The organism is Candidatus Neomarinimicrobiota bacterium (genome assembly GCA_036476315.1).
Taxonomy (GTDB): Bacteria; Fidelibacterota; Marinisomatia; order Marinisomatales; family S15-B10; genus JAZGBI01.
In genome coordinates this window covers 26029-45000 of sequence record JAZGBI010000015.1, presented here as the reverse complement: position 1 = coordinate 45000, position 18972 = coordinate 26029, and the positions used below count along the sequence as shown (strand labels likewise).

Sequence of the window (18972 nt, the reverse complement as noted above, 5' to 3'; positions counted from 1 at the left end):
ATTGGGAAAACTATCTCTCAGCCTGAAAGAGTCGGGTGCCCCGGAACCTCCCTCGAGAGCCACGGGCCAACCGGCGGGATAAGATACGGGATTCGCTGAATCCGGGAAACTACATGCCACGTTTTGTGCATCAACATCGGACAGACGAACTCCACCAAAACTATCGAAATAGAACGAGAGCATCTCCGCAAGCGGCTTCACTATGCTGAACGTAATCTGAACGAGGGTATCACCCACACCGGGCTGAGTCTTCTCACCCGAAAGGCTGAACCCCAGAATGAGACTGGTGCCGTGATACGTTTCGACGATGGGAACGGTCCACCCTTCGATCTTGTTGCCCGCTTTGGCGGATCTTGCCTTCAGAGCGTCGCCCGTATTGTCGGCGATTTCAAATTGAAAAGCGCGAAGGGGTTCATTGTCAGTAAGAAGAATAGTAAGGGTGACCGTTGAGTCCGTTCCCGCAAGGGTGGATCCAAAATCGAGGCAGGCACAGAGCCCTGTGGCTACGGTATTACCGAACGATGCACTCGTCGTGTCCAGGTCCGGAAAATAAGCACTATCCGGCGGACAATCGAAAGCTGGTGCGCCCGCGAGCACTGTCATAAGAAAAACATTCACCAGATGGAAACCAACGTTTGACATGGATGCCCCTCTCGAAAAATCTACGACCGTTCCTGCTGCTGAGAAACCTTTTTCCAGGACCCGGAGCTTCTATTCCGTCTCAGAAGAACCTCTGTTCGTACACGTACAAGCCCACCGGATCAGGCCCCCGGGAAGTATGTGCCGCTGAAAACGGGACCGCCCTGGACGTTCCTTCGAGTCCCGGATGACCCGGTAGAATGGCGGAAGGTGATGGAGGAAAAGGAATGTGGAGACGACCGGTCTAACGTCTCTCCAGGACTCTATCAATCAGACCGTATTCCTGTGCCTCCGTGGGTGACATGAAAAGGTCGCGATCGGTGTCCCTCTTGAGCTTTTTCAGGGTTTGTCCGGTCTGTTCGGCAAGAATCTTGAGCAGACGATCCTTCACTTCAATGAGTTCTTTTGCCTGGATTTCGATATCGCTTGCCGTCCCCTGCATACCAGCCCAGGGCTGATGAATCATAACACGTGCATTGGGGAGTGCGGAACGCTTACCTCGACAACCGGCAGCCAGAAGAACAGCACCCATGCTCGAGGCCTGGCCCATGCAGATTGTGGCCACGTCAGGCTTAATGTAATTCATGGTATCAAGTATACCGAGACCTGCGGTCACGGACCCTCCGGGAGCATTAATGTAAAGCGATATGTCCTTGTCGGGATTCTCCGCTTCGAGAAACAGCAACTGGGCAATCACGACGCTGGCCACATTGTCGTCGATGGGCATGCCGAGAAAGACAATCCTCTCCTTCAGGAGACGTGAGTAGATATCATACGCTCGCTCCATCCGGCCTGTCTGTTCAACCACGATAGGGATAACTTGGGATTTGCTGCTCATGTTTTTCCTTTCCTATTCAACGATCTTGGGTGGACCACCTCGCTGTCTTCTGAGATCCCTGGTGAAGACCTTGACCTCATCTGCCTTTATGAAGGATGTCAAATGATGGAATAGCTTCTTGTCGAGAAGATCCTCTCTCAGGTGCTCCCTGTTGCTGGGCTTTCGGTAGAATCTCCGGATTTGTCCCTTTCCCTCGTCCGCATTCTCCAGAATCTGCTGGATTCTCGCCTCCACCTCCTCATCGTCAACAGTAAATCCCTCTGCCTCAACAATGGCCTTGCGTATGAGGTACCATTTCAGATTTCTGACGGCCGGGGGTTTCATCTCCTTCCTGAATGCCACTTCGTCTCTTGAGGATCCTTCGGAAAAAGCTTCGCCATCGTTCTTCCTGGCATCGTCCAGAGCATTCTCGACATAATTCTCAACCATTGACTCAGGAACTTCGAGACTCATGTTCCGGACAAAATAATCTCTTATCGACTGTCTTAGCTCACTTGCGGAATCCCGCTGCAGTCTCGCCGTGATCTTATTCATGACATTCTGTCGAAACTCCGCCTCGTTCGCTGCCGATTCGTCGAGCTTCTTGATGAACTCGTCGTTCAGCTCCGGCACTATCTCTTCGTGTACATTCTTAATCGTCAGTCTGTATTTACTCCTGGTATTTTCGGCCTCTCCTTTGACTTCAATGACGACTTCATCGCCCGCCTTAAGACCTGTAAGACGGTCAAGGTTCTCGCCACCGAAAACACCGTCCCCCACCTGTATGTATCGATTCTCCACCTTTCGACCGATGATGGGCAGTCCGGTTCTTTCCAGTTCCTGCATGTCTACCAGAAGAAGATGAGCCTCTTCCGAGCCCGTTTCAACGGTGCGCAATTCCGCGAACTGGCGGCGGGCTTCCTCTATATAGATGTCAACATCCTCAACATCGGGGACGTAGACGTTCTTCTTGATTTTGAATTTCTTTTTGTAATTGGGCAACTGCACATCAGGCTCCATCTCAAATGTGGCTTTAAAACTAAGGGATTCTCCCCTCTCAAAGTGGACGTCATCGATTTTCGCCTGACTCACAGGAGAAATGTTCTTCTCCTTCAGGACTTCCAGATAGTATTTCTGCACCGCCTCTTGAATAAAATCTGCTTCAATCTCCCGTCCAAAATTCCGAAAAAGAATCCGGCGCGGCAGCTTTCCTTTTCGGAATCCCGGCAGGCGCACTCCCCGGCCGAACCTGGCCGCTGCCTGCTCGAACGCCTCCTCGAGGCCATTCCAAGGGACGGTCACGGACATTTCCCTTTTGTACGAGTTCATTTCTCTGATTACGAAATCCATGGGCTCAGAGGATAAGATTCGAAAAATTTACGACCTGCCGCGGCGCGCATCAACGGGAAAAGGCGCCGCGACGCGAGGCGCTTTCGAAGCCACCAGTCGCCAACGCACCCCGGTAAGTGACCCAGAGGGCAACTGTTTGAACCACGTGGTAGATGTCATTGTGAGAGAAACCGGTGTCCGGGGACCAGCTGGACACCCAGAATAGACCGCTCACTAGAGCCAGAACGAGACCCCCCGTTATGACGCCGATTCCCCTGTCATCCGTCCTCAGATAGAGATAAACCATCATCACCAGGGCGAACACAATCACAGGTCCACAGAATCTGACAGCCCAGGTGACCTCTCCCGTGGCCAGCAGTTTGCCCGAATAGACAAGAAATGCCAGAACAGGAATCCAGCGTGAGAGACCATACGTATTACCTGAGAGCACGGCAGAAAGCGATCCAAGCAAGAAGAAAACTCCAGATAGATTCACCAACTGAAGAACTGCCCCCCAGAGGAAGTTCTTCAGATACTCCGGAAAATGAGGACCGAAACCATGAAGGATACCACTAAGAAAAGCCGCCCCTGATATCATGTAAAGGGTCCAGCTTAAGTGAAAATGGAATGGATAGTATTTCTGCCAGTACACTTCTGATATCCTGACGGCGCAGTAGAAAGTCACGAGCCCGAGAAAAAAATCAGTAACGGATGTCATAGGTTCGTAAATCCAGCTACCACCCATCCTTACCGCCTTTGAAGATTGAAGCCAGGAGACCTGACGCTACTCATCCGGTTTCTTTTCTCCACAATAGATGCACTCTGTGCCCATCTGCACGTGGAATCCGCAGGTTGGGCAGATCCACTCGGACAGATCCGCTTCATTTTCCCCGGCCTCCTCGGAAGGATGTTTCAGGATCCGGGCAAACACTCCCGCCACGAGGATTAGCGTAAGGAAAATCAAAATCCAGAGAACGTAAGCCGTCATTCCGCCTGTGAAACCGTCTAACCTTGATTATCCGCAGGATCTTGAGATCCACAGGATCTTCCAAAGGATCTTGAGATGAGATTCATCAGCAAGGGCTAAAACTACAGCGTGAATCCGCCGACGGGGAATACCTTAAACTGACTGATCCGTGACGTCGTCCCATCTGGATTTCTCTGGATGTCCTACACGTTATCCCAGTCAAAAACATTTTGGATGTCCACATAAGCCACCAGACTCATTCAACCAAAATTGTAATGCCACAAAACCGTGATGTCGAATCTCCGGCACGTTGGCTCCCTTGAGAGGCTGATGGGTCGCCTCATCTCGAACCACGCCCCGAATGGTGCTATCTGCTGCCAGAAGCCGGGAAAAGCCGACCAATATGATGGCTGACCTCGCGAGGTCAGCCCCACAGGCCTGAATTGAAAGTGCCAGCGACATTATGTGAAATTCCTTCCCACAATTTGAATAAGGAAGACTAGAACGTTGACGACATGAACAGCGACACAAAGCCGGCAAATCACCCGAAGCCTGATTAACCCCCAGACAAGATATCCCGTCATCGCGAGGGATGCAACGGACAGGTATAGGGTGACCCACGAAGCCGCATCAAGAATCTCCATGCTCACAACAGCGCCAAAAAGGGTGGGATAATAGATGCATCCCCAGAACGCATTCGGCTTTCCCATCAGGCTCCCATATGGCGTATCCGTGATATTCCGGCAGGAGTTTGAATCGATCCTGCAAATCGTGGGAATCCACCAGGTATTGGGAGCCAGTTTTCCGCGATAGACCTGAAGAAAATAAAATGAAAATGCCCCCCCAGCCAATGCCAGAAGGGCCAGAAAAACTACGGATAGGCTCATCTGGTTATTGTCTCAAACGATAGGCAATCCCTTCAATACACTGTGTAAACTTTGATACCTGTGCAGACGTATTGAACAGTCCACTCATGTCCTCGAACGAATCGGAAGGATGATTTTCTTCATCATAATCCTTCAGGAAATTCGACTCCAGTTTCAAACGATAATCCTGGAGAACCGGCCTGGGAATACCCTTCTGCTTTATGGAATTAATGGGGAACTTGATTAATCCCCTGGTGCTGATTTGAAAGAGCGATATCATTCCGAAATCAGATCTTACCTTGAACGTGAGCGTTCCGTGCTCCTTTCCCCTTCCCCACGAGGCTGTATCCGCCTGGCTTTCGGTGAACTCACATAAGGTCTCTCCAATTTGTGCCACCTCTCGGGTGGCATTACCCCTCAGCTCTTTGAGGAAGGTTTCTCTGTTCCACCTCACAAGGGTGGTCCGCTTTTTTCTCTGATTTTCAATTGAACAATTTCCTGGCGAGAAAAGACCCCGTAATTTACCCCTGCCGGGATGAAAAAGGAATTCTGTTTTAGAGTTAGCTACCGGGGTCGATTGAATACTCAAAAACAGGACATCCTGAAAAAGAAGCCTTAAGAACCTCCCAGAACAATTGAAGGTGGGGAAAGTTCAAATCTTATCCTTGCCTTGAGCCAATCGTAGCCAGTAATCAGTGACGCCTCTTCCCAGCTCTGGTATAGCGGAATATATAGATGCAAGACACCGATGGATACCTTGAGACCCGCATCCCAAAAGACCTTATTCAGATCTGTGGCACCAGCAACATCCCCGAACGCACTCACTGGCCCCAGCGACAGGCTCTGATCCATGTTTAACCCCCAGGCGGTGGCAGTGGAAGCCTTACGAACCGCGCCGCGAAGACCGGGTCCAGCCAATATATAGTGGTGATCGTAGATTCGTAGAAAAGTTGTTGTTTCCCCAGGCGTTCGATCGAAAACGAAACTGTTAGCGAAATCGGGGTCTACTCCTCCGCTCATCCAGATCCGATACTGTGGGGGAACGTCGTCAGCGAGAAAAAATGTTCCTAACCAGCCGCGAGCTTTGAAAACCAGCTTCTTGTGATATCTCCATCTGAAATGTCCCGTCACGTGAACCAGACCAAATGAACCGCTTCCGGTTCCGAGAGTAACACCACTGCCCCCTTCGTAACGGACGAATGCGTTGGGCCTGTGACGGTAGCGAACCTGGACCCTGCCAACCGTGTAATCTCCAGACTCATAGAAATTGGGATTTACCGCTTTGTCCTCGATGTGGTGATAAAAAAAGGTCGTGTTAAAAGAGAGTGACGGAGTGGATTTGATGGCCCGTCGAACCGTCCCCGCAAAAGAAACCTGTCCACCCTGCCGGCCACTATAATCACCAAGTCTGGCTCGCACACTCCACGATCGGAAACCCAGGGACTGGTAAAAAGTCTTCTGTGCCGTCAAGTGGCCGACGGGTCTGCTGTGCCTGAAATCCCATTGGGGCGAAAGACTGATCCCGAACCGGTAGCCCGGGATGAAGCCAGCGTAGGCAACAACGCCCGTGGTTGTCCTGTTATATGCATTCCAGGCCAGCCATGGAACCAGATTGATATCTACGTGATCGAATGTGGGCTGATCAAAGACGAAGTTGAAATGTGGCGGCTTGTGGGAGAAGTTGTTCTGCCGGTTCAGATCGGGCATATGATTGTCAGGATCAATGGCTACCTTGACTGTTCCCCTTGGGGGGAAAACGGTCCTGGCCCCTTCAAATCCTCCCATCCATTCCCGTTTGATTTCGGTGCCACTTTCATTGTAGAAGGCCAACTCCACTGGTGGGGACATACTACCAAGGTTTTCCACCTCCACGCCGTCGTCTTCCACCTTACTCACGCTGTAATCGATCACTTTCGTATGGTTGATCATGTCAGCGAAAAACCAGGACAGGTCTTCATCAAGATGTTTCTCAAAGAAGCTTCTGAATTCTGCGGGCGTCGGGTGTTTGAATTTCCAGGTTTCGTAGTAGTCCTGCATGATTTGATCAATCCGTTCTTCACCAAGGTAATGGTGGAGGAATCGCATGCAAACAGCTGTTTTGAAATAGACGATCGATCCGTAATTACCTCTGTCGAAATCAGCCGACGTCATTTCGATGGGTTGATCATCTCCGGATGCAGCACGAGCCTGGTATCCAAAATAGTGTATCCAGCTGAAATCGAGGTTTCGTGCGATACCCAACTTATTCTGAAGAAAGTCCACAATGGTAAGTGCACCATTTCGATGCGGATACTTTTTTTCCCAATAGCGAATGTTCGAATACTCATTTAACCCCTCATCCATCCATGCATGATCACGCTCGTTGGATCCGAGGATGCCGTAGAACCAGTTATGTCCCACTTCATGCATGATAACGAATTCCAGGAGATCTTTGGAGCCTCCGCTGGAGATAACCGTGATGTTCGGATACTCCATCCCGCCTCCTGCTGAAAGGTCACCGTCTACAGCGGTAATGTGGTTGTATGGATAATCTCCATAGAATTTGCTGTACCAGTAACCGGCGTCGTGAACATATTCAATTGAATTTTCCCAGAGCTTTGCGTTTTTCGGAAGGTACATGCTCCAGAGAGTTACTTTCCTTGAAGAATCCGCAAACCATAACTCACCCTTTCGGACAATCCAGTCTGCATCGGCAAACCAGGCGAAATCGTGAACGTTTTCCTGATGAAAATGGAGAATTTTTGAATCTTCATCTGCCGATCTTCTCTCCCCCTTTTCCTCAAGCTTCTTCGATTTCTTCCGGCCTTTTCTCAACTTCTTTACCTTCTTCTTGAATGCCTTTTTGTCCAGGCTGTGAAGGGATTCTCCCTCAGCCGCCAGGGAATCGAGCCAGGCGTACTCTTCATCACCGTCCACAAGATCACCGGTTGCCATGATCCGGTATTCTTTCGGGAGAGTGATGTATACATCGAACGATCCGAACTCGCTGTAAAACTCACCCTGGTCAAGATAAGGCATTGGGTGCCAACCGTCCCTGTCGTAAACGGCCGGCTTGGGATACCACTGGGTAATCTCGTAGTGCTTTCCGGAGTGCCCTAATCGTGAGAATACCAGAGGGATCTTCAAGAAAAATGGGGTCTCGACTGTAACGCTTGCCCCGGGAGGCAGTGGATCTTTCAAGAAGACCTGCGCCACATCAATCCACCGTGGATGGTATTCCCAGCTCAGTGGGTGACCATCCACAGTGAAATTGAGACTGTCGATGTACCCCCTGTCGTCCTCATCTGTATAGAAGAATCGCGTCGAATAATGGTCCAGTTTTTGTTTCGCGAATGCAGTCTCTCTGTTCTTGTAAGCGTTGGGCCATAAATGAAACCAGATGTATTCCAGTGAATCAGGAGAATGATTCGTATAGATCAACGTTTCGCGACAAGTAAGCGTGTGTGCGGAGTCGTCCAACGTTACGTGGATTTCGTAGGCTACATGCTGCTGCCAGTATTCACTTCCCATGACACAAGCGGGAAGCAGCAGCGCCAAAAAGCGGAAGGATCGGATAGAAGAATATGGTGAATTTCTCATGAGGGCGTCTTCGCGAATGGATGTCAAATGAAACCGGAGGAAGTTACGAATCAAGAATCTCCATTCAAACCGAGGAAGGAAATTCCTTGAGAGACCGCAGGTTGATCCGAATGACGAGAAAGAGAAGAGGAAAGAGTGGAAATAAACTCTGTGGCAGGGAAACCTAGCGAAGAAGAACGACAGTTTTCGAGATGATATTGCGTTCCCCTCGAAGATTCACGAGATAAACTCCTGAGCTCGAAGCATGGTCACTTTCATCCGTTGCCCTCCAGAGAAACCGATGAAAACCGGGATTCAACCATCCTGAATAGATGGTATCCACCCATCGACCCGTGATATCGTAAACATCAATCTCAACGCCCTGGCCCGATTCGTTCTCCACCTCGATGGCTACGGACGAATTAAAGGGATTGGGGTAGATCTTTGAAAGGGAAATTGTCCGGGGGATAATGCCTTCCATAATGCCTTCCACATGGTCCACACTCGTGGCGCGCTCACCGATTAAGGACTCTATCACCCGAATCATGGTACCGGGATCGTACTCCGTATCCGCAAAACGAATAGTGCCCCGGGCATCCACGATAAAGTCCCTGGGATAAGGGGACTCGCCACCGCTGAGACTGTAATCTGAATAGGTTCTTCTTCCGTCATCCTGGAGGATTGGAAATGTGATTCCCTGATCGTTAATAAAGCGTTCGATGGTGGAAACCGATTGATTCGAAATTCCCAGGACGATGACATTCTCCTCCCGGTATTCCTGCCATATGGCTACTTCCAGGTCCGAAAACTCCGGAGCACAAACGGGTCACCAGCTGGCAAAGAAAGCTACAACCACAATCTGATCACGAAGCTCAGACAGGGTAATCGACCCGGAACCGTTCACAATATCCAGAGAAAAATCAGGAGCCGGTTCGCCGGATTCCACTCCCCACGATGAATTCCCTTCCACTCTCACATCAACCTGAGGCTCATCGGGATCATTCGTTCGAATGACCAGATTCGTCTCACCCTGGTCAGACGTGGCGCAGTAGGTTATCGTGCCTTCGATTTTTTCACCCGGCTGGAGGGTTTCCATCTGGATGTTATGCTCATAGTCATGATGGCCCAAATCGACTTCCTCAAAGACGAGGGGAGACAGCCCAGTATTGAAAATCGTGATTACGGTATCGCGGCAGCTATTGATCCCTGTATGGGGAAAGTCGACATTCCGAAACGAGAGATCAATGTCCGGACCCTCAACGGGACCGAATTTGAAAGTGTGGAAGAACCGCCATTCAGCAGAGTAGACTATATCGTCAACCATGTTGATCGCCATCACTCGGCCGCCCGTATTCTTATATCCCGCCAGCGTAAGAGATGGAGATTCATCCCACCTGAGAATCTCAACGTCATCCCAGTCTGATACCGCTACGAGATCACCACTCACGGACACCCGTGATGCATAGCCTGACGTATTGTAGTTCGCAACCAGGATGGGATTTGCCGGATCGGACACGTCAAACATGTCCACGCCCCATGCCCCAACCGCCACAAAAACAGAACTCCCAGCAGCGGTCACATCCTTCGCTGTCCCTGAGGTCTCGGACCTGCCCACCACCCGGGGAGACTCCGAATTCCGGACGTCTACAACCTTGAAACCGCCGGCACCATCCGCTACATAGACGAACTCCCCGGTTTCGGATACTTCCACCGCCCAGGCGTTTTGTGTGGGAACGCGTGAAACGAGTATCGGAGATGAAGGATCGGAAATATCTATCACCTCCACGCCTCCAGAATGAACGGCGGCGTATAGAAACGCCTCTCCATCGCCCAAACTGTGTCCTGCGGCATGCTCATAAGACTGGCCCCCAGCTCCGTAGTCTCCCACAAGGAAAGGACTCCGGGGATTGGATACATCCAGAACCTTGATTCCACAGCTTCTGCCACTTCCGTAGGCATAGGATCCGACAACGTGCCACGCATACAGCCGGCCAAATTCGCATCCACCCCCGTAAAAAGTTGCCACGTTGACAGGACTCGAAGGGTCAGAGATATCGATAATGTTCAATCCGCCAAGACCAGCCGGGACGTACGCGTAGTGTCCTTTGATTTCGACGTCGAGCAGTTCATGGTTAGGGGAATCGTACGATGCCAATCGTTCAAGATTCCAGCCAAGAACAACAGCGTGCAGCGATATGGCCGTCGTGAAAATCAGACGGCGAAAAAGGGAATTGTTACTTCCCATTGTTCCGGGTCTCCACAGCGGTCAGAAGTTCCTTCATTTGCACAGGTGATCTAAATCCAGCATACTTGCCCACGACTTCCCCCCGACCATCCAGAAAAACAATGGTGGGTATGCTTACGACACCCACTCTTTGGGCGATTTTCAATCCTTCTCTGCTGTCCACATTCACCCGTATGACGATAAATGATTGGAGAGAGTTCACAACCGCTTCGTCCGTGAACGTTTCTGAATCCATAAGCTGGCACCAGTGACACCAGTCAGCGTGGAATTTGACGACAACTGTTTTGTTCTCCTTCTCAGCCAGTTCAACAGCATCTTTGAAGGAGAGAGCCATGAAGACATCCTCGCCGCCAAGGAGGGTTCTGATTGGCAGGCTAACAATGAGTAAGAGAGCAGCTGCCGAGGTACTCTTCATGGCCTCTCCATACTGAACGTGGTTGTCAGGGTTAGTCCGAGAACAGGTTTTTCTTCGAACCCTGCAGGAAGAACATTGTTCGACCACCTCAGAGTTGGATAGTAGCCGTACAGCCTGAGGATTAGCCCTTGAAGAAAAGTGCCCTTGTACTCCAATCCGGCTCCAACAAGCCCATAGGTAAACAGTGTCGCCGGGAATCTTGTCTGGTAAACAGTCACATCCAGAGGCTTCAGTGCGCCGTGCTTTGCAAACAAAGAAACAAACGGAACGATGTCAGAGTATATCCTGTACCTCAATGCCACCTCTCCTGTAGAGTAGTAAGTGAATTGATATAGGTTGTCTGTTCTTCCGTCTTTGCGCACGTTTGCCCTCAGGGAGATGACTCGCCCCTTTCCACCACTGTTCACGTAATTCTTGACATAACCATACCCAATCTCAACTGACCGGGCTGGTGATAGAATGAAAGGGAAATCCCGGTTCGAATAATGGGACACAAACGGCAGGATAAGACGGGACCAGAACGCGTGGCGCCGGTTTCCGCTGAACCAGCTGCTTCTTAACTGCAGTGTATGGAGTGCCAAACTCGACTCATTCTGTTGAATTGTGAGCATTTCAGAAATGGTCGAAAAATTCCCCGAGACCGCAGCACCCACAAGGAGGCTTCTTCTGGCGAAATGGTTAACGATAAGAGAATAGCTGAGAAGCGGCCCGTTTGTGATAAAACTGTCGCGATCCCAGTCATCGGAACCGGAGAGCTGAAACTGTATCTGGGTGTGATTCCGGGGATTCGCAAAATCGAGACCATCGAAATCCCAAAGGGATCCGTAGGCGGCACTGCCGTTAAATCCTTGTAACGTGCAACAGGCCTGACCCCAAAGGAAAGTACCCGCCAGACCCCAAACAAGAATGCCCGGCGCGACGAGACGGGAGATGTGATGAATCGCTAGAAACATTCCTATTCACCCACCCAGAGCTGAGCCTTAGGATAGAATGCCGTCCAGGAAAACCAGTAGCAGATAAACGAGTCGCCGTAGTCCAAGATTTCACCTTGAAGAGGTCCCGAAATCGCCTCTCCCAGAATGTTCCATTCACTTCCAGTTGCCTCATCCGTGAATACGGCCTCGCCCTCCTCCAGGTTGTAGGTTTTTACACTGAACTGTTTTTCTGTCTTGAACAAAACCGCGAAGTCGTCGGCTGATGAGGCGAATATGACGATATTCTGGTCCTCAACAGTATCATGCAGTACCGATAACGTGTCGAAACTCGACAGAGAATAGGCTTTTGCCGTGTTATCCATAAGAACACCTATCACCCGTTCCTTGGGGTGAAGATCTTCATCAAAACTTTCTATGGGAAAATAGACTGAACCGTCGGTCCTGTAGCTTCCATACGGATAGGCATTATAGTTTCTTGGGTATCCCGTCTGAGAAGAAACAACGTAGGTCTCAGGGAACAGTTTCTTCCAGGTTGCCCATTTGGTTTCAATCATGGCGCCAAGTTCCAGTTTTTCTCCCCGGAATTTCCCAGCGGCCGACCTGAGAAACATCTGTGGCCAATAACTCGTGGACTCCTTGTCGTACATGATGAGGTTGCTATTGTAAAGAAGCCCGGACACACCGAAACCTCTGTCATCTATGATATGAATCGCACTGCCCGTCAATGGACAGTAGGAGATTGTATATTCTTCCATATTGACCACTTCATGCCAGTCGAGCACGCTGTGAGGGAATGCGTAATAGTCATCCCCTTTCTTGACACCCACAACCAGTTCATTGTCGTCAAGGAAAGCCAATTCACTCGATCCTGACTTCACCATCCTGGGATTTGTGAGATTTGGGATACAGTCTTTGCCTGGACAACCCCATTGTACGTAGGATTCGTTGATGAGCCAGGTTCCCGCTCCCGGAAAACTCTCTGCCCCAAGGTCAAGAATATAATCCTTTGAGCAGCTCCATGACGCCAACATCAAAATAGTGACTGAAGCACCCAGCACCGTTCGTTTCAACATTCTCCATCTCCCGGTGCCGTGTTCATTATCTGATTTCATCATGTTATGTCACGATATTACACTGTTCTGTCTGGACGTACTGTCAGATGAGCGACAAATAGTCAAGCTGTGAACAACACACTGAGCTAGTCTGGCTGCCAGAACAGCGATATACCGAAATTCGTTTGACTCAGATCAGCCCCAACAATCCCGATCATCAGAGGGCCACTTGTTGACACGGTCACCCGGTAGTCGGGACTCAACCGCACCGTCAGGGCAGCGATTCCGTGAATGAACCAACCCTCTGAATTCTCGATCTCCCTACCCCCTTTTTTATCGGGACCTTGGTTCCGGTAGATCAGCGCCAGGTAGGGAACAAATCCGGGGCCAGCAAATCTCCGGTCTATGGTATGGAGGCTCAATTGGAGAACTTCTCCCGGATGGATCCCACCGGAAGCTCTATTGAGGGGAAAATCCCACAGAAATTGAAGTCCGAACAGACGTGACTTTTTGGAATCAATCCAGACTTCGGTCACAGCTCTGTTCAGGTAAGCGCTCTGTGCGGCCGGAGTCCTCCCAGCGTCTATCTGCCCTAATGATGGATCCTCATAACTGCCAAAGAGTGACTCGCCCAGAGGAACGACCAGTCCTTCGTTCACATATACAATGACTCCTCTTTCCGTCTCCAGGACGCCGGGTCTCCACCGCAGACCGAACGCTGGATTCCCCATCGTCCATCGACTTTCATCTCTATTCTTTCCCAGGGGAATCTGTCCCCACAGACTGAGTCCCCGCGCCAGACCGATTCCTCCTGATAAACTGACAAGATCGGTGACCCGGAAAAGATCTACAGGAGTATTTCCGATCTCGTTAATTTTAAGAAGAATTCGATCGAAGGATATGCCGAATCTTTTCTCTCCCCGGCCCAGGCCCAACTGCTGAAAATCACCTTCCTCAATTGAGACTATGCCCACTGTCTGTACGGATGAACCTCCTACTTCGCTCCCGCCCGCCGGGGGAGGCGGACTGTTGCACATGGCACACTGTGAGAAAAGAGATCGAGAGAAAATCAAAACCAGAAAAAACGAACGCCACATGGTTCACGATCCATGCAGGTGCCACAGGCGCCTGAGGCTAAGAGACAAGGTAAAGGGATCGAGCTGGGATCCCTCGAACCGCCGCCACACTGGCAACTCTATGGAAACCACGGCTGCGACTGATTCGGTGATCTCCAGTTCCAGACCCACCATGGCAGCCACCATGAACCCCCCGGAATTCGGGGCATCTTTTCCTTTCCATCGGTCCTCTTGCTCTCCCTGCATCCTCAGTTTGATATACGGATAAACCCTGGGAAAAAGCGGGGCCTGTCCAATGGCGTGGAGGTTGAAAAAGAGCTTTCTCCCCGGGAGGAATCCCGCATCACTCTCAAACCAGGGAAACAGGTACTCACCGGTAATGCCCACCACCCAGGGAAACTCAGATCGATACCACCACTGGAAATCAACAGATGATGATACGACTCCGTCTCCCAGGGCGAAGTGACGGTGCGTCACCGAATCGGCATCCTCGGAGAACGGACTCGCCTTATAACTCCTGGCGGTGGGAAGAGTAAGATCTGTCCCCAGGAAAAAACGGTGCCCGGGACCGAAGGACTGGTTCACAGTTAACCAGTGAGCTCCTACCGTAATGTCACTGAAGCCGGCAACGGTTTCAGTCCTGTGATGAGCATCCGGTTCGTCTGCAGTTTGACTCCAGTGGGTAAACGGGATTCCAACCAGCAGGTTCAAACGGTTGGAAGCGCCGTACATGACAAAGGGGGCCAACCTATGAATCGTGACGGTCCCAAGGTGGCTCTCCCCTTCATCCTCTGAGTGGGCCGGTTCCATGCGGGAGAAACGGCTGGGAGCCCACTGTGAAAAACCGTAGTCCGATCCACCGATCCATTGACTTCTCGCCAGCCCGATACCCTCTGTCCCACTCCCGACCGGAAGCGTTGGGTTACTTCAGAGGGGTCACTGCCCGCGCAGGGGTGACTGAAAGGTGATGAGCGATAGACTGATGAGCAGAAGGCCTGGATTGACCTTCATCAATTGTTTCACGATGACAGGAAGAGATGTCATCTTGTTCTGTGGTTCAAACGAGTTATTGACTGGGAACTAACTCGCCATTAGGAGGCAAGAATCTGTGCCAAGGTTTCAAAACTGCTCTTTGGGGGTACCCCTGTTAGAACAAGTTTTCATTGACAACAAGGGAGGGAACTGCCCTGATTCCATATTTCTCAGCCAGCCTGCAACAACTTCCATCCACGCATTCACTCGCTAGATGGATTTTCATGTCCGATTCTGGAAAACGATCCCGGAGAACTTCGAGTGTCCTTTCAGACAACCGACAGCCCGCGCTGAAGAACTCAACTTTCATATACCAGCTCTGATTCTTCCGTTTCGAAAATCCGGTTAATGAGTTCACACGCCTTCCGGCACTCTTCGCTCTCTGCCAAACGGTAGTAGATGGTGAGGCCATCCCGGCGATTTTTCACGAGTCCCCTGTCCCTCAATCTCCGCAATTGATGAGATATAGCGGAAACCTCTTTGTCAAGAGTATCCGCCAGGTCGCAGACGCACAATTCGCCCCCGGTGGCGAGGGAGTAGAGAATCTTGAGACGGGTCGGATCGGCCATCATGGCGAGTATCTCGGCGTGCCGTTCCAGATCGATATTCTGGGCAAGATCGGCTCTCAACGAAATAAGCTTGTCTTTGTCTACATAAGACCGGACACATGAACGCTCAAAACTATCCTTCACTCTGTCGTCTCCTTCTGTTTCTTGGGCACCGCTGCGTATCCCATTTCTTTAACCAGAGCAGGGACTGCCTTGGCCTTCAGAACATCTTCATCCAGGGTGCAAATCATGGATTGAGAATCATAATCCACCTCGCACCGGCTTACACCCTCTACTGAGGAAATGCCTCCTTCAAGCCCCCTGGCACACCATTGACAGGTCATCCCTTCGACTGTCCACTCCGACGTCACGCCACTTTTTTCATTTTCTGGCTTGTCACCAGCGTATAACAGTCCGGTGGAATAGGGGAACAGGATGAGCGCCAGAACGACCGGAGTGATCCCCAACAACGCCCGCCTTTGTAACTTTTGATTCTTCATGAGCTTCTCCTTTTCTTCAATGTCACAACACGTTTCATCAGACTTTTTACGGTAAGTCCTGATGTAAGCAAAACCGAGCAGCCCTATAGCGGCAGTTGACGTGTAGGGCCGGATAGGTTCAAGAAATGAAAACGCTCCCAGAGTCGTGGAACCGAACAGCAGGATCAGAGCCGGACCGATGCAGCAGAACGATGCGGCTAAGCCGGCAAGGACTGAAGAAAGCAGTGTACCTTTCATTCTATGACTCCTCAACTATTTGAATGAATATACAAGAATACCATTAGTTAACTAACTGGCATTTCAAAAGTTTCCGTTCTATTGCTTTCATAATCGCAAGCGACCTATCTCCGCGTCAGCCAGCACAGCATGACAGCTGCGTAACATCTTTTTCAAAGGTCTGAGCGGCCAGTTTAAGCCCTTCAACCTGGGTCAGGTAGGGAAAGAACATTTGTCGAAGATCAGATAGCGTGAAGCCGTTGGTTACCCCGAACTTCACGGCCAGGGCCGCGGTCTGGACTAATTCACCTCCTTCTGCCGCCAGAATATGGGCCCCCAGTAGACGGTCCGTAGCCTCATCGGCCACCAACTTGATGAAGCCCCTGGTGTCGCGTGCCGCCAACGCCCTGGGGACATGATCCAGCGGAAGTAGAGTGGTTTTGACCTGATAGCCCTTTTCGGTGGCCCGGGTTTCAGTTAATCCTACGATGGCTATTTGAGGATCTGTAAAAATCACTTGTGGCAACACAGACAGGTCCAGAGGCTGCGGTGCATCTCCAAAGGCGTGGGAAGCAGCAATTCCGCCTGCGGCCGCCGCCACGTAGACCAACTTGGGTAAGGTTGTGACGTCACCAACAGCGTAGATATGGGGATTTGTGGTTTGAAGGGTGTCGTCCACCAGGATAAATCCGCCTTCATCCGTCTCCACACCTGCTTCCTCCAGACCCAAATCTTGACTGTTCGGTTCTCTGCCAACGGCCATTAATACCTCTTCGGCCTGAAAATCCTGGAGGAACCCGTCATCCTTTGCTACAGTAACGATTTTTCTACCCTTCTCTTCCTTAATTCGTTTTGCACTAACGCCCGTGTAGATGTCCAGTCCTTCATTCTGAAGATACTCTTGAATGGCTTCAGAAATTTCTGGCTCATGGTCGGGAATAAGTCTGTCACTACGCTGAAGTATCGTTACTTTCGTACCCAACCTTGCAAGTGCCTGACCAAGCTCCAGAGCAATAGCACGACCACCAATTATCACTAAAGAGCCCGGTTGCTTCTCCAGGCTCATGATTGTGGTACTCGTGAGGACATTAACGTTATCGATTCCTTCAAGGGGAAGAACGTTGGGTCGAGCGCCAACGGCAATCACTATCTTCTTCGCAGAATAGTAATGTTCGCCATCTACGACGACTCCGCCTCCCTTTATCTCGGCGCTCCCCTCCATGAACGTAATGTTTTCCGCTTGGGAGGCAAGAACATTCGCGTATTTTTGTTCCCTGAGTTCGTCCACAAGTCCGTCCTTTTGTTTCACCACCTCGTGCCAATTCACCCCATTGGTCTGGATGTCTATTCCCTTAAATGGGTGGTTCTTGGCCTTGTGGTAAACCTCGGCAGCCCGGATCAGTGTTTTTGAGGGAACACACCCGATATTTACGCAAGTCCCTCCGATGGTTCCCGCCTCCACGACAAGAACGGACTTCCCAAGTTCTGAAGCTTTGAGCGCGGCTGCCATACCGCCACAGCCGGTTCCAATAACGATTAGATCGTAGTCCGAACTACGGTTGTCAGGCTCAAGACTCTCAAATTCCCTGGTGGGAGAGCGGAGAGTAGCACTGTAACCGGCGGCCTTGACAGCTGAAACCAGTCGATCTTCAATAACACCGTCTCTGGTTTTCACCGCTGCTTCTCCCGCCGTCCAGTGGGGCACAGAGGCAGATAATACGTCAGGGACAGATTCCAGAGCATTCTTCACATGCACGGCGCAGGAGTCACACGTCATACCCCGGACTTCAAGTTCAATTTCATGGGACTTCTCCTTCGAAACAGATTTCACTTTCATTTCTCCTTGTCTATCATCTTCCGTCGCCATGGCAGATGTAGGGTATGCGCGGGCATGATTGTTATGGCGTTTTGAATGCACATGTTGCTACTCGACTAGTTGAATATATAGTCAAATACTTGAACAAGCAACAAATGATTTTGTTCCCCGTTCAGAGCAAAAACCTAATTCACGAGATAGGATTGAGAGGCAGGATCGTTTCCTGGGTGAAGAGATATTGAGGCGGGAGCCCCAGATGTTTGTACAGGGATGGCGGAACGCCTATGTCAGCGAGGAATAGATCTCCCACACATTCCTTTGCCTTCGGTTCCCGAAGACCGGTCTTCGGGAGGGCCAGCGTCACGGTCGCCATTGCCCGGATGCAGGCCTTGCCAAAGGATCCGTCCGTTGAGTCGAGGCCGGAGGGGACGTCAAGGGAAAGCACGTTTGTGTTTCCGGAATTGACAATCTCACTGATGACGCGAGCCGGTGTGCCTTTTGGCGTATCCCTCAGCCCATAGCCGAAGATCGCGTCAATGATCAGGTCGCATTCGGCAAAAACGCCCCTCTCATCGTGTCCATTCGCCACCAGGGCGGTTACCGGCAGCCGTTTGAGAGTTCGCCATCTTTGAGCGGGAGCGGTCTTAAGCCTCGATTCCTCACCGGCCAGAACTACCGTTAAATCGAGACCTCTGTTGAAAAGAAATCGCGTCGCTACCATGCCACCGCCTCCGTTATTTCCAGTTCCGCATGCGACGACCACGTGGCGACCGTTCTCCAGGGGTCCCTTTCGATTAAGGATTTCCATGGTCAGATCTGCCAGATTCCTCCCTGCGTTCTCCATCATTTCTTCGAGCGAAATATTGTACTCCTCTACCATGAGGCGATCTACTTCCCTCATCTGATCTGCGGTCACGGCCGGTACGCTGAGTTTGCTCACGAATCCCCTTCAGCCAGAGTG

Annotated in this window: 20 protein-coding genes and 1 pseudogene (1 of these 21 only partly in view); all 21 read right to left on the bottom strand. The window is 50.9% G+C overall.

The window, feature by feature from the left end; genetic code table 11:
* Nucleotides 1–642, bottom strand: the 5' portion of a protein-coding gene (locus V3U24_01930) for a T9SS type A sorting domain-containing protein (GenBank protein MEE9166215.1). It extends 246 nt beyond the left edge of the window; only the first 642 of its 888 coding nucleotides appear in the window; it begins with the start codon at nucleotides 640–642; its stop codon lies beyond the left edge, outside the window.
* A gap of 241 nt (nucleotides 643–883) precedes the next feature.
* The gene (clpP, locus tag V3U24_01925; GenBank protein MEE9166214.1) at nucleotides 884–1477 is read right to left on the bottom strand and encodes an ATP-dependent Clp endopeptidase proteolytic subunit ClpP; all 594 of its coding nucleotides are present in this window, start codon (nucleotides 1475–1477) and stop codon (nucleotides 884–886) included.
* 12 nt (nucleotides 1478–1489) lie between these two features.
* Nucleotides 1490–2806: a trigger factor gene (gene tig / locus V3U24_01920; protein MEE9166213.1), complete on the bottom strand. Its 1317-nt coding sequence runs from the start codon at nucleotides 2804–2806 to the stop codon at nucleotides 1490–1492.
* 49 nt (nucleotides 2807–2855) lie between these two features.
* On the bottom strand, nucleotides 2856–3530 hold the full coding sequence (locus tag V3U24_01915; protein ID MEE9166212.1) for a hypothetical protein: 675 nt from the start codon (nucleotides 3528–3530) through the stop codon (nucleotides 2856–2858).
* A gap of 39 nt (nucleotides 3531–3569) precedes the next feature.
* Complete coding sequence (locus V3U24_01910) at nucleotides 3570–3773, bottom strand: hypothetical protein (protein ID MEE9166211.1); 204 nt, start codon at nucleotides 3771–3773, stop codon at nucleotides 3570–3572.
* 198 nt (nucleotides 3774–3971) lie between these two features.
* On the bottom strand, nucleotides 3972–4214 hold the full coding sequence (locus V3U24_01905; GenBank protein MEE9166210.1) for a hypothetical protein: 243 nt from the start codon (nucleotides 4212–4214) through the stop codon (nucleotides 3972–3974).
* Nucleotides 4214–4639: a vitamin K epoxide reductase family protein gene (locus V3U24_01900; GenBank protein ID MEE9166209.1), complete on the bottom strand. Its 426-nt coding sequence runs from the start codon at nucleotides 4637–4639 to the stop codon at nucleotides 4214–4216. Before V3U24_01900 ends, V3U24_01905 begins: the two co-directional genes overlap by 1 nt.
* A 4-nt stretch (nucleotides 4640–4643) precedes the next feature.
* Nucleotides 4644–5072 carry a hypothetical protein gene (locus tag V3U24_01895; GenBank protein MEE9166208.1) on the bottom strand — a complete coding sequence of 143 codons (429 nt, stop codon included), beginning with the start codon at nucleotides 5070–5072 and terminating at the stop codon, nucleotides 4644–4646.
* Between the two features lie 161 nt (nucleotides 5073–5233).
* On the bottom strand, nucleotides 5234–8197 hold the full coding sequence (locus tag V3U24_01890; protein MEE9166207.1) for a M1 family metallopeptidase: 2964 nt from the start codon (nucleotides 8195–8197) through the stop codon (nucleotides 5234–5236).
* A gap of 163 nt (nucleotides 8198–8360) precedes the next feature.
* Nucleotides 8361–8657: a T9SS type A sorting domain-containing protein gene (locus tag V3U24_01885; protein ID MEE9166206.1), complete on the bottom strand. Its 297-nt coding sequence runs from the start codon at nucleotides 8655–8657 to the stop codon at nucleotides 8361–8363.
* 63 nt (nucleotides 8658–8720) lie between these two features.
* Nucleotides 8721–8990, bottom strand: a pseudogene (locus tag V3U24_01880) (redoxin domain-containing protein).
* A 12-nt stretch (nucleotides 8991–9002) separates the two neighbouring features.
* Nucleotides 9003–10421 carry a hypothetical protein gene (locus tag V3U24_01875; protein ID MEE9166205.1) on the bottom strand — a complete coding sequence of 473 codons (1419 nt, stop codon included), beginning with the start codon at nucleotides 10419–10421 and terminating at the stop codon, nucleotides 9003–9005.
* Nucleotides 10411–10836: a thioredoxin family protein gene (locus V3U24_01870; protein ID MEE9166204.1), complete on the bottom strand. Its 426-nt coding sequence runs from the start codon at nucleotides 10834–10836 to the stop codon at nucleotides 10411–10413. Before V3U24_01870 ends, V3U24_01875 begins: the two co-directional genes overlap by 11 nt.
* Nucleotides 10833–11789, bottom strand: coding sequence for a hypothetical protein (locus tag V3U24_01865; protein MEE9166203.1), 957 nt, complete (start codon nucleotides 11787–11789; stop codon nucleotides 10833–10835). The genes V3U24_01870 and V3U24_01865 overlap by 4 nt, the downstream gene beginning before the upstream one ends.
* 2 nt (nucleotides 11790–11791) lie before the next feature.
* Nucleotides 11792–12844, bottom strand: a complete 1053-nt coding sequence (locus tag V3U24_01860; GenBank protein MEE9166202.1) for a DUF3179 domain-containing protein — start codon at nucleotides 12842–12844, stop codon at nucleotides 11792–11794.
* Nucleotides 12845–12969: 125 nt separating this feature from the next.
* Nucleotides 12970–13920: a hypothetical protein gene (locus V3U24_01855; protein MEE9166201.1), complete on the bottom strand. Its 951-nt coding sequence runs from the start codon at nucleotides 13918–13920 to the stop codon at nucleotides 12970–12972.
* 3 nt (nucleotides 13921–13923) lie between these two features.
* Nucleotides 13924–14709: a hypothetical protein gene (locus V3U24_01850; protein ID MEE9166200.1), complete on the bottom strand. Its 786-nt coding sequence runs from the start codon at nucleotides 14707–14709 to the stop codon at nucleotides 13924–13926.
* Between the two features lie 521 nt (nucleotides 14710–15230).
* Nucleotides 15231–15623 (bottom strand): metalloregulator ArsR/SmtB family transcription factor, encoded by a 393-nt coding sequence (locus V3U24_01845; GenBank protein ID MEE9166199.1) that lies wholly within the window; start codon nucleotides 15621–15623, stop codon nucleotides 15231–15233.
* Nucleotides 15620–16216: a mercuric transporter MerT family protein gene (locus tag V3U24_01840; protein ID MEE9166198.1), complete on the bottom strand. Its 597-nt coding sequence runs from the start codon at nucleotides 16214–16216 to the stop codon at nucleotides 15620–15622. Before V3U24_01840 ends, V3U24_01845 begins: the two co-directional genes overlap by 4 nt.
* Before the next feature lie 115 nt (nucleotides 16217–16331).
* Nucleotides 16332–18032: a mercury(II) reductase gene (gene merA, locus V3U24_01835; protein ID MEE9166197.1), complete on the bottom strand. Its 1701-nt coding sequence runs from the start codon at nucleotides 18030–18032 to the stop codon at nucleotides 16332–16334.
* A 169-nt stretch (nucleotides 18033–18201) separates the two neighbouring features.
* Nucleotides 18202–18951, bottom strand: coding sequence for an NAD(P)H-hydrate epimerase (locus V3U24_01830; protein ID MEE9166196.1), 750 nt, complete (start codon nucleotides 18949–18951; stop codon nucleotides 18202–18204).
* Between the last annotated feature and the right edge of the window lie 21 nt (nucleotides 18952–18972).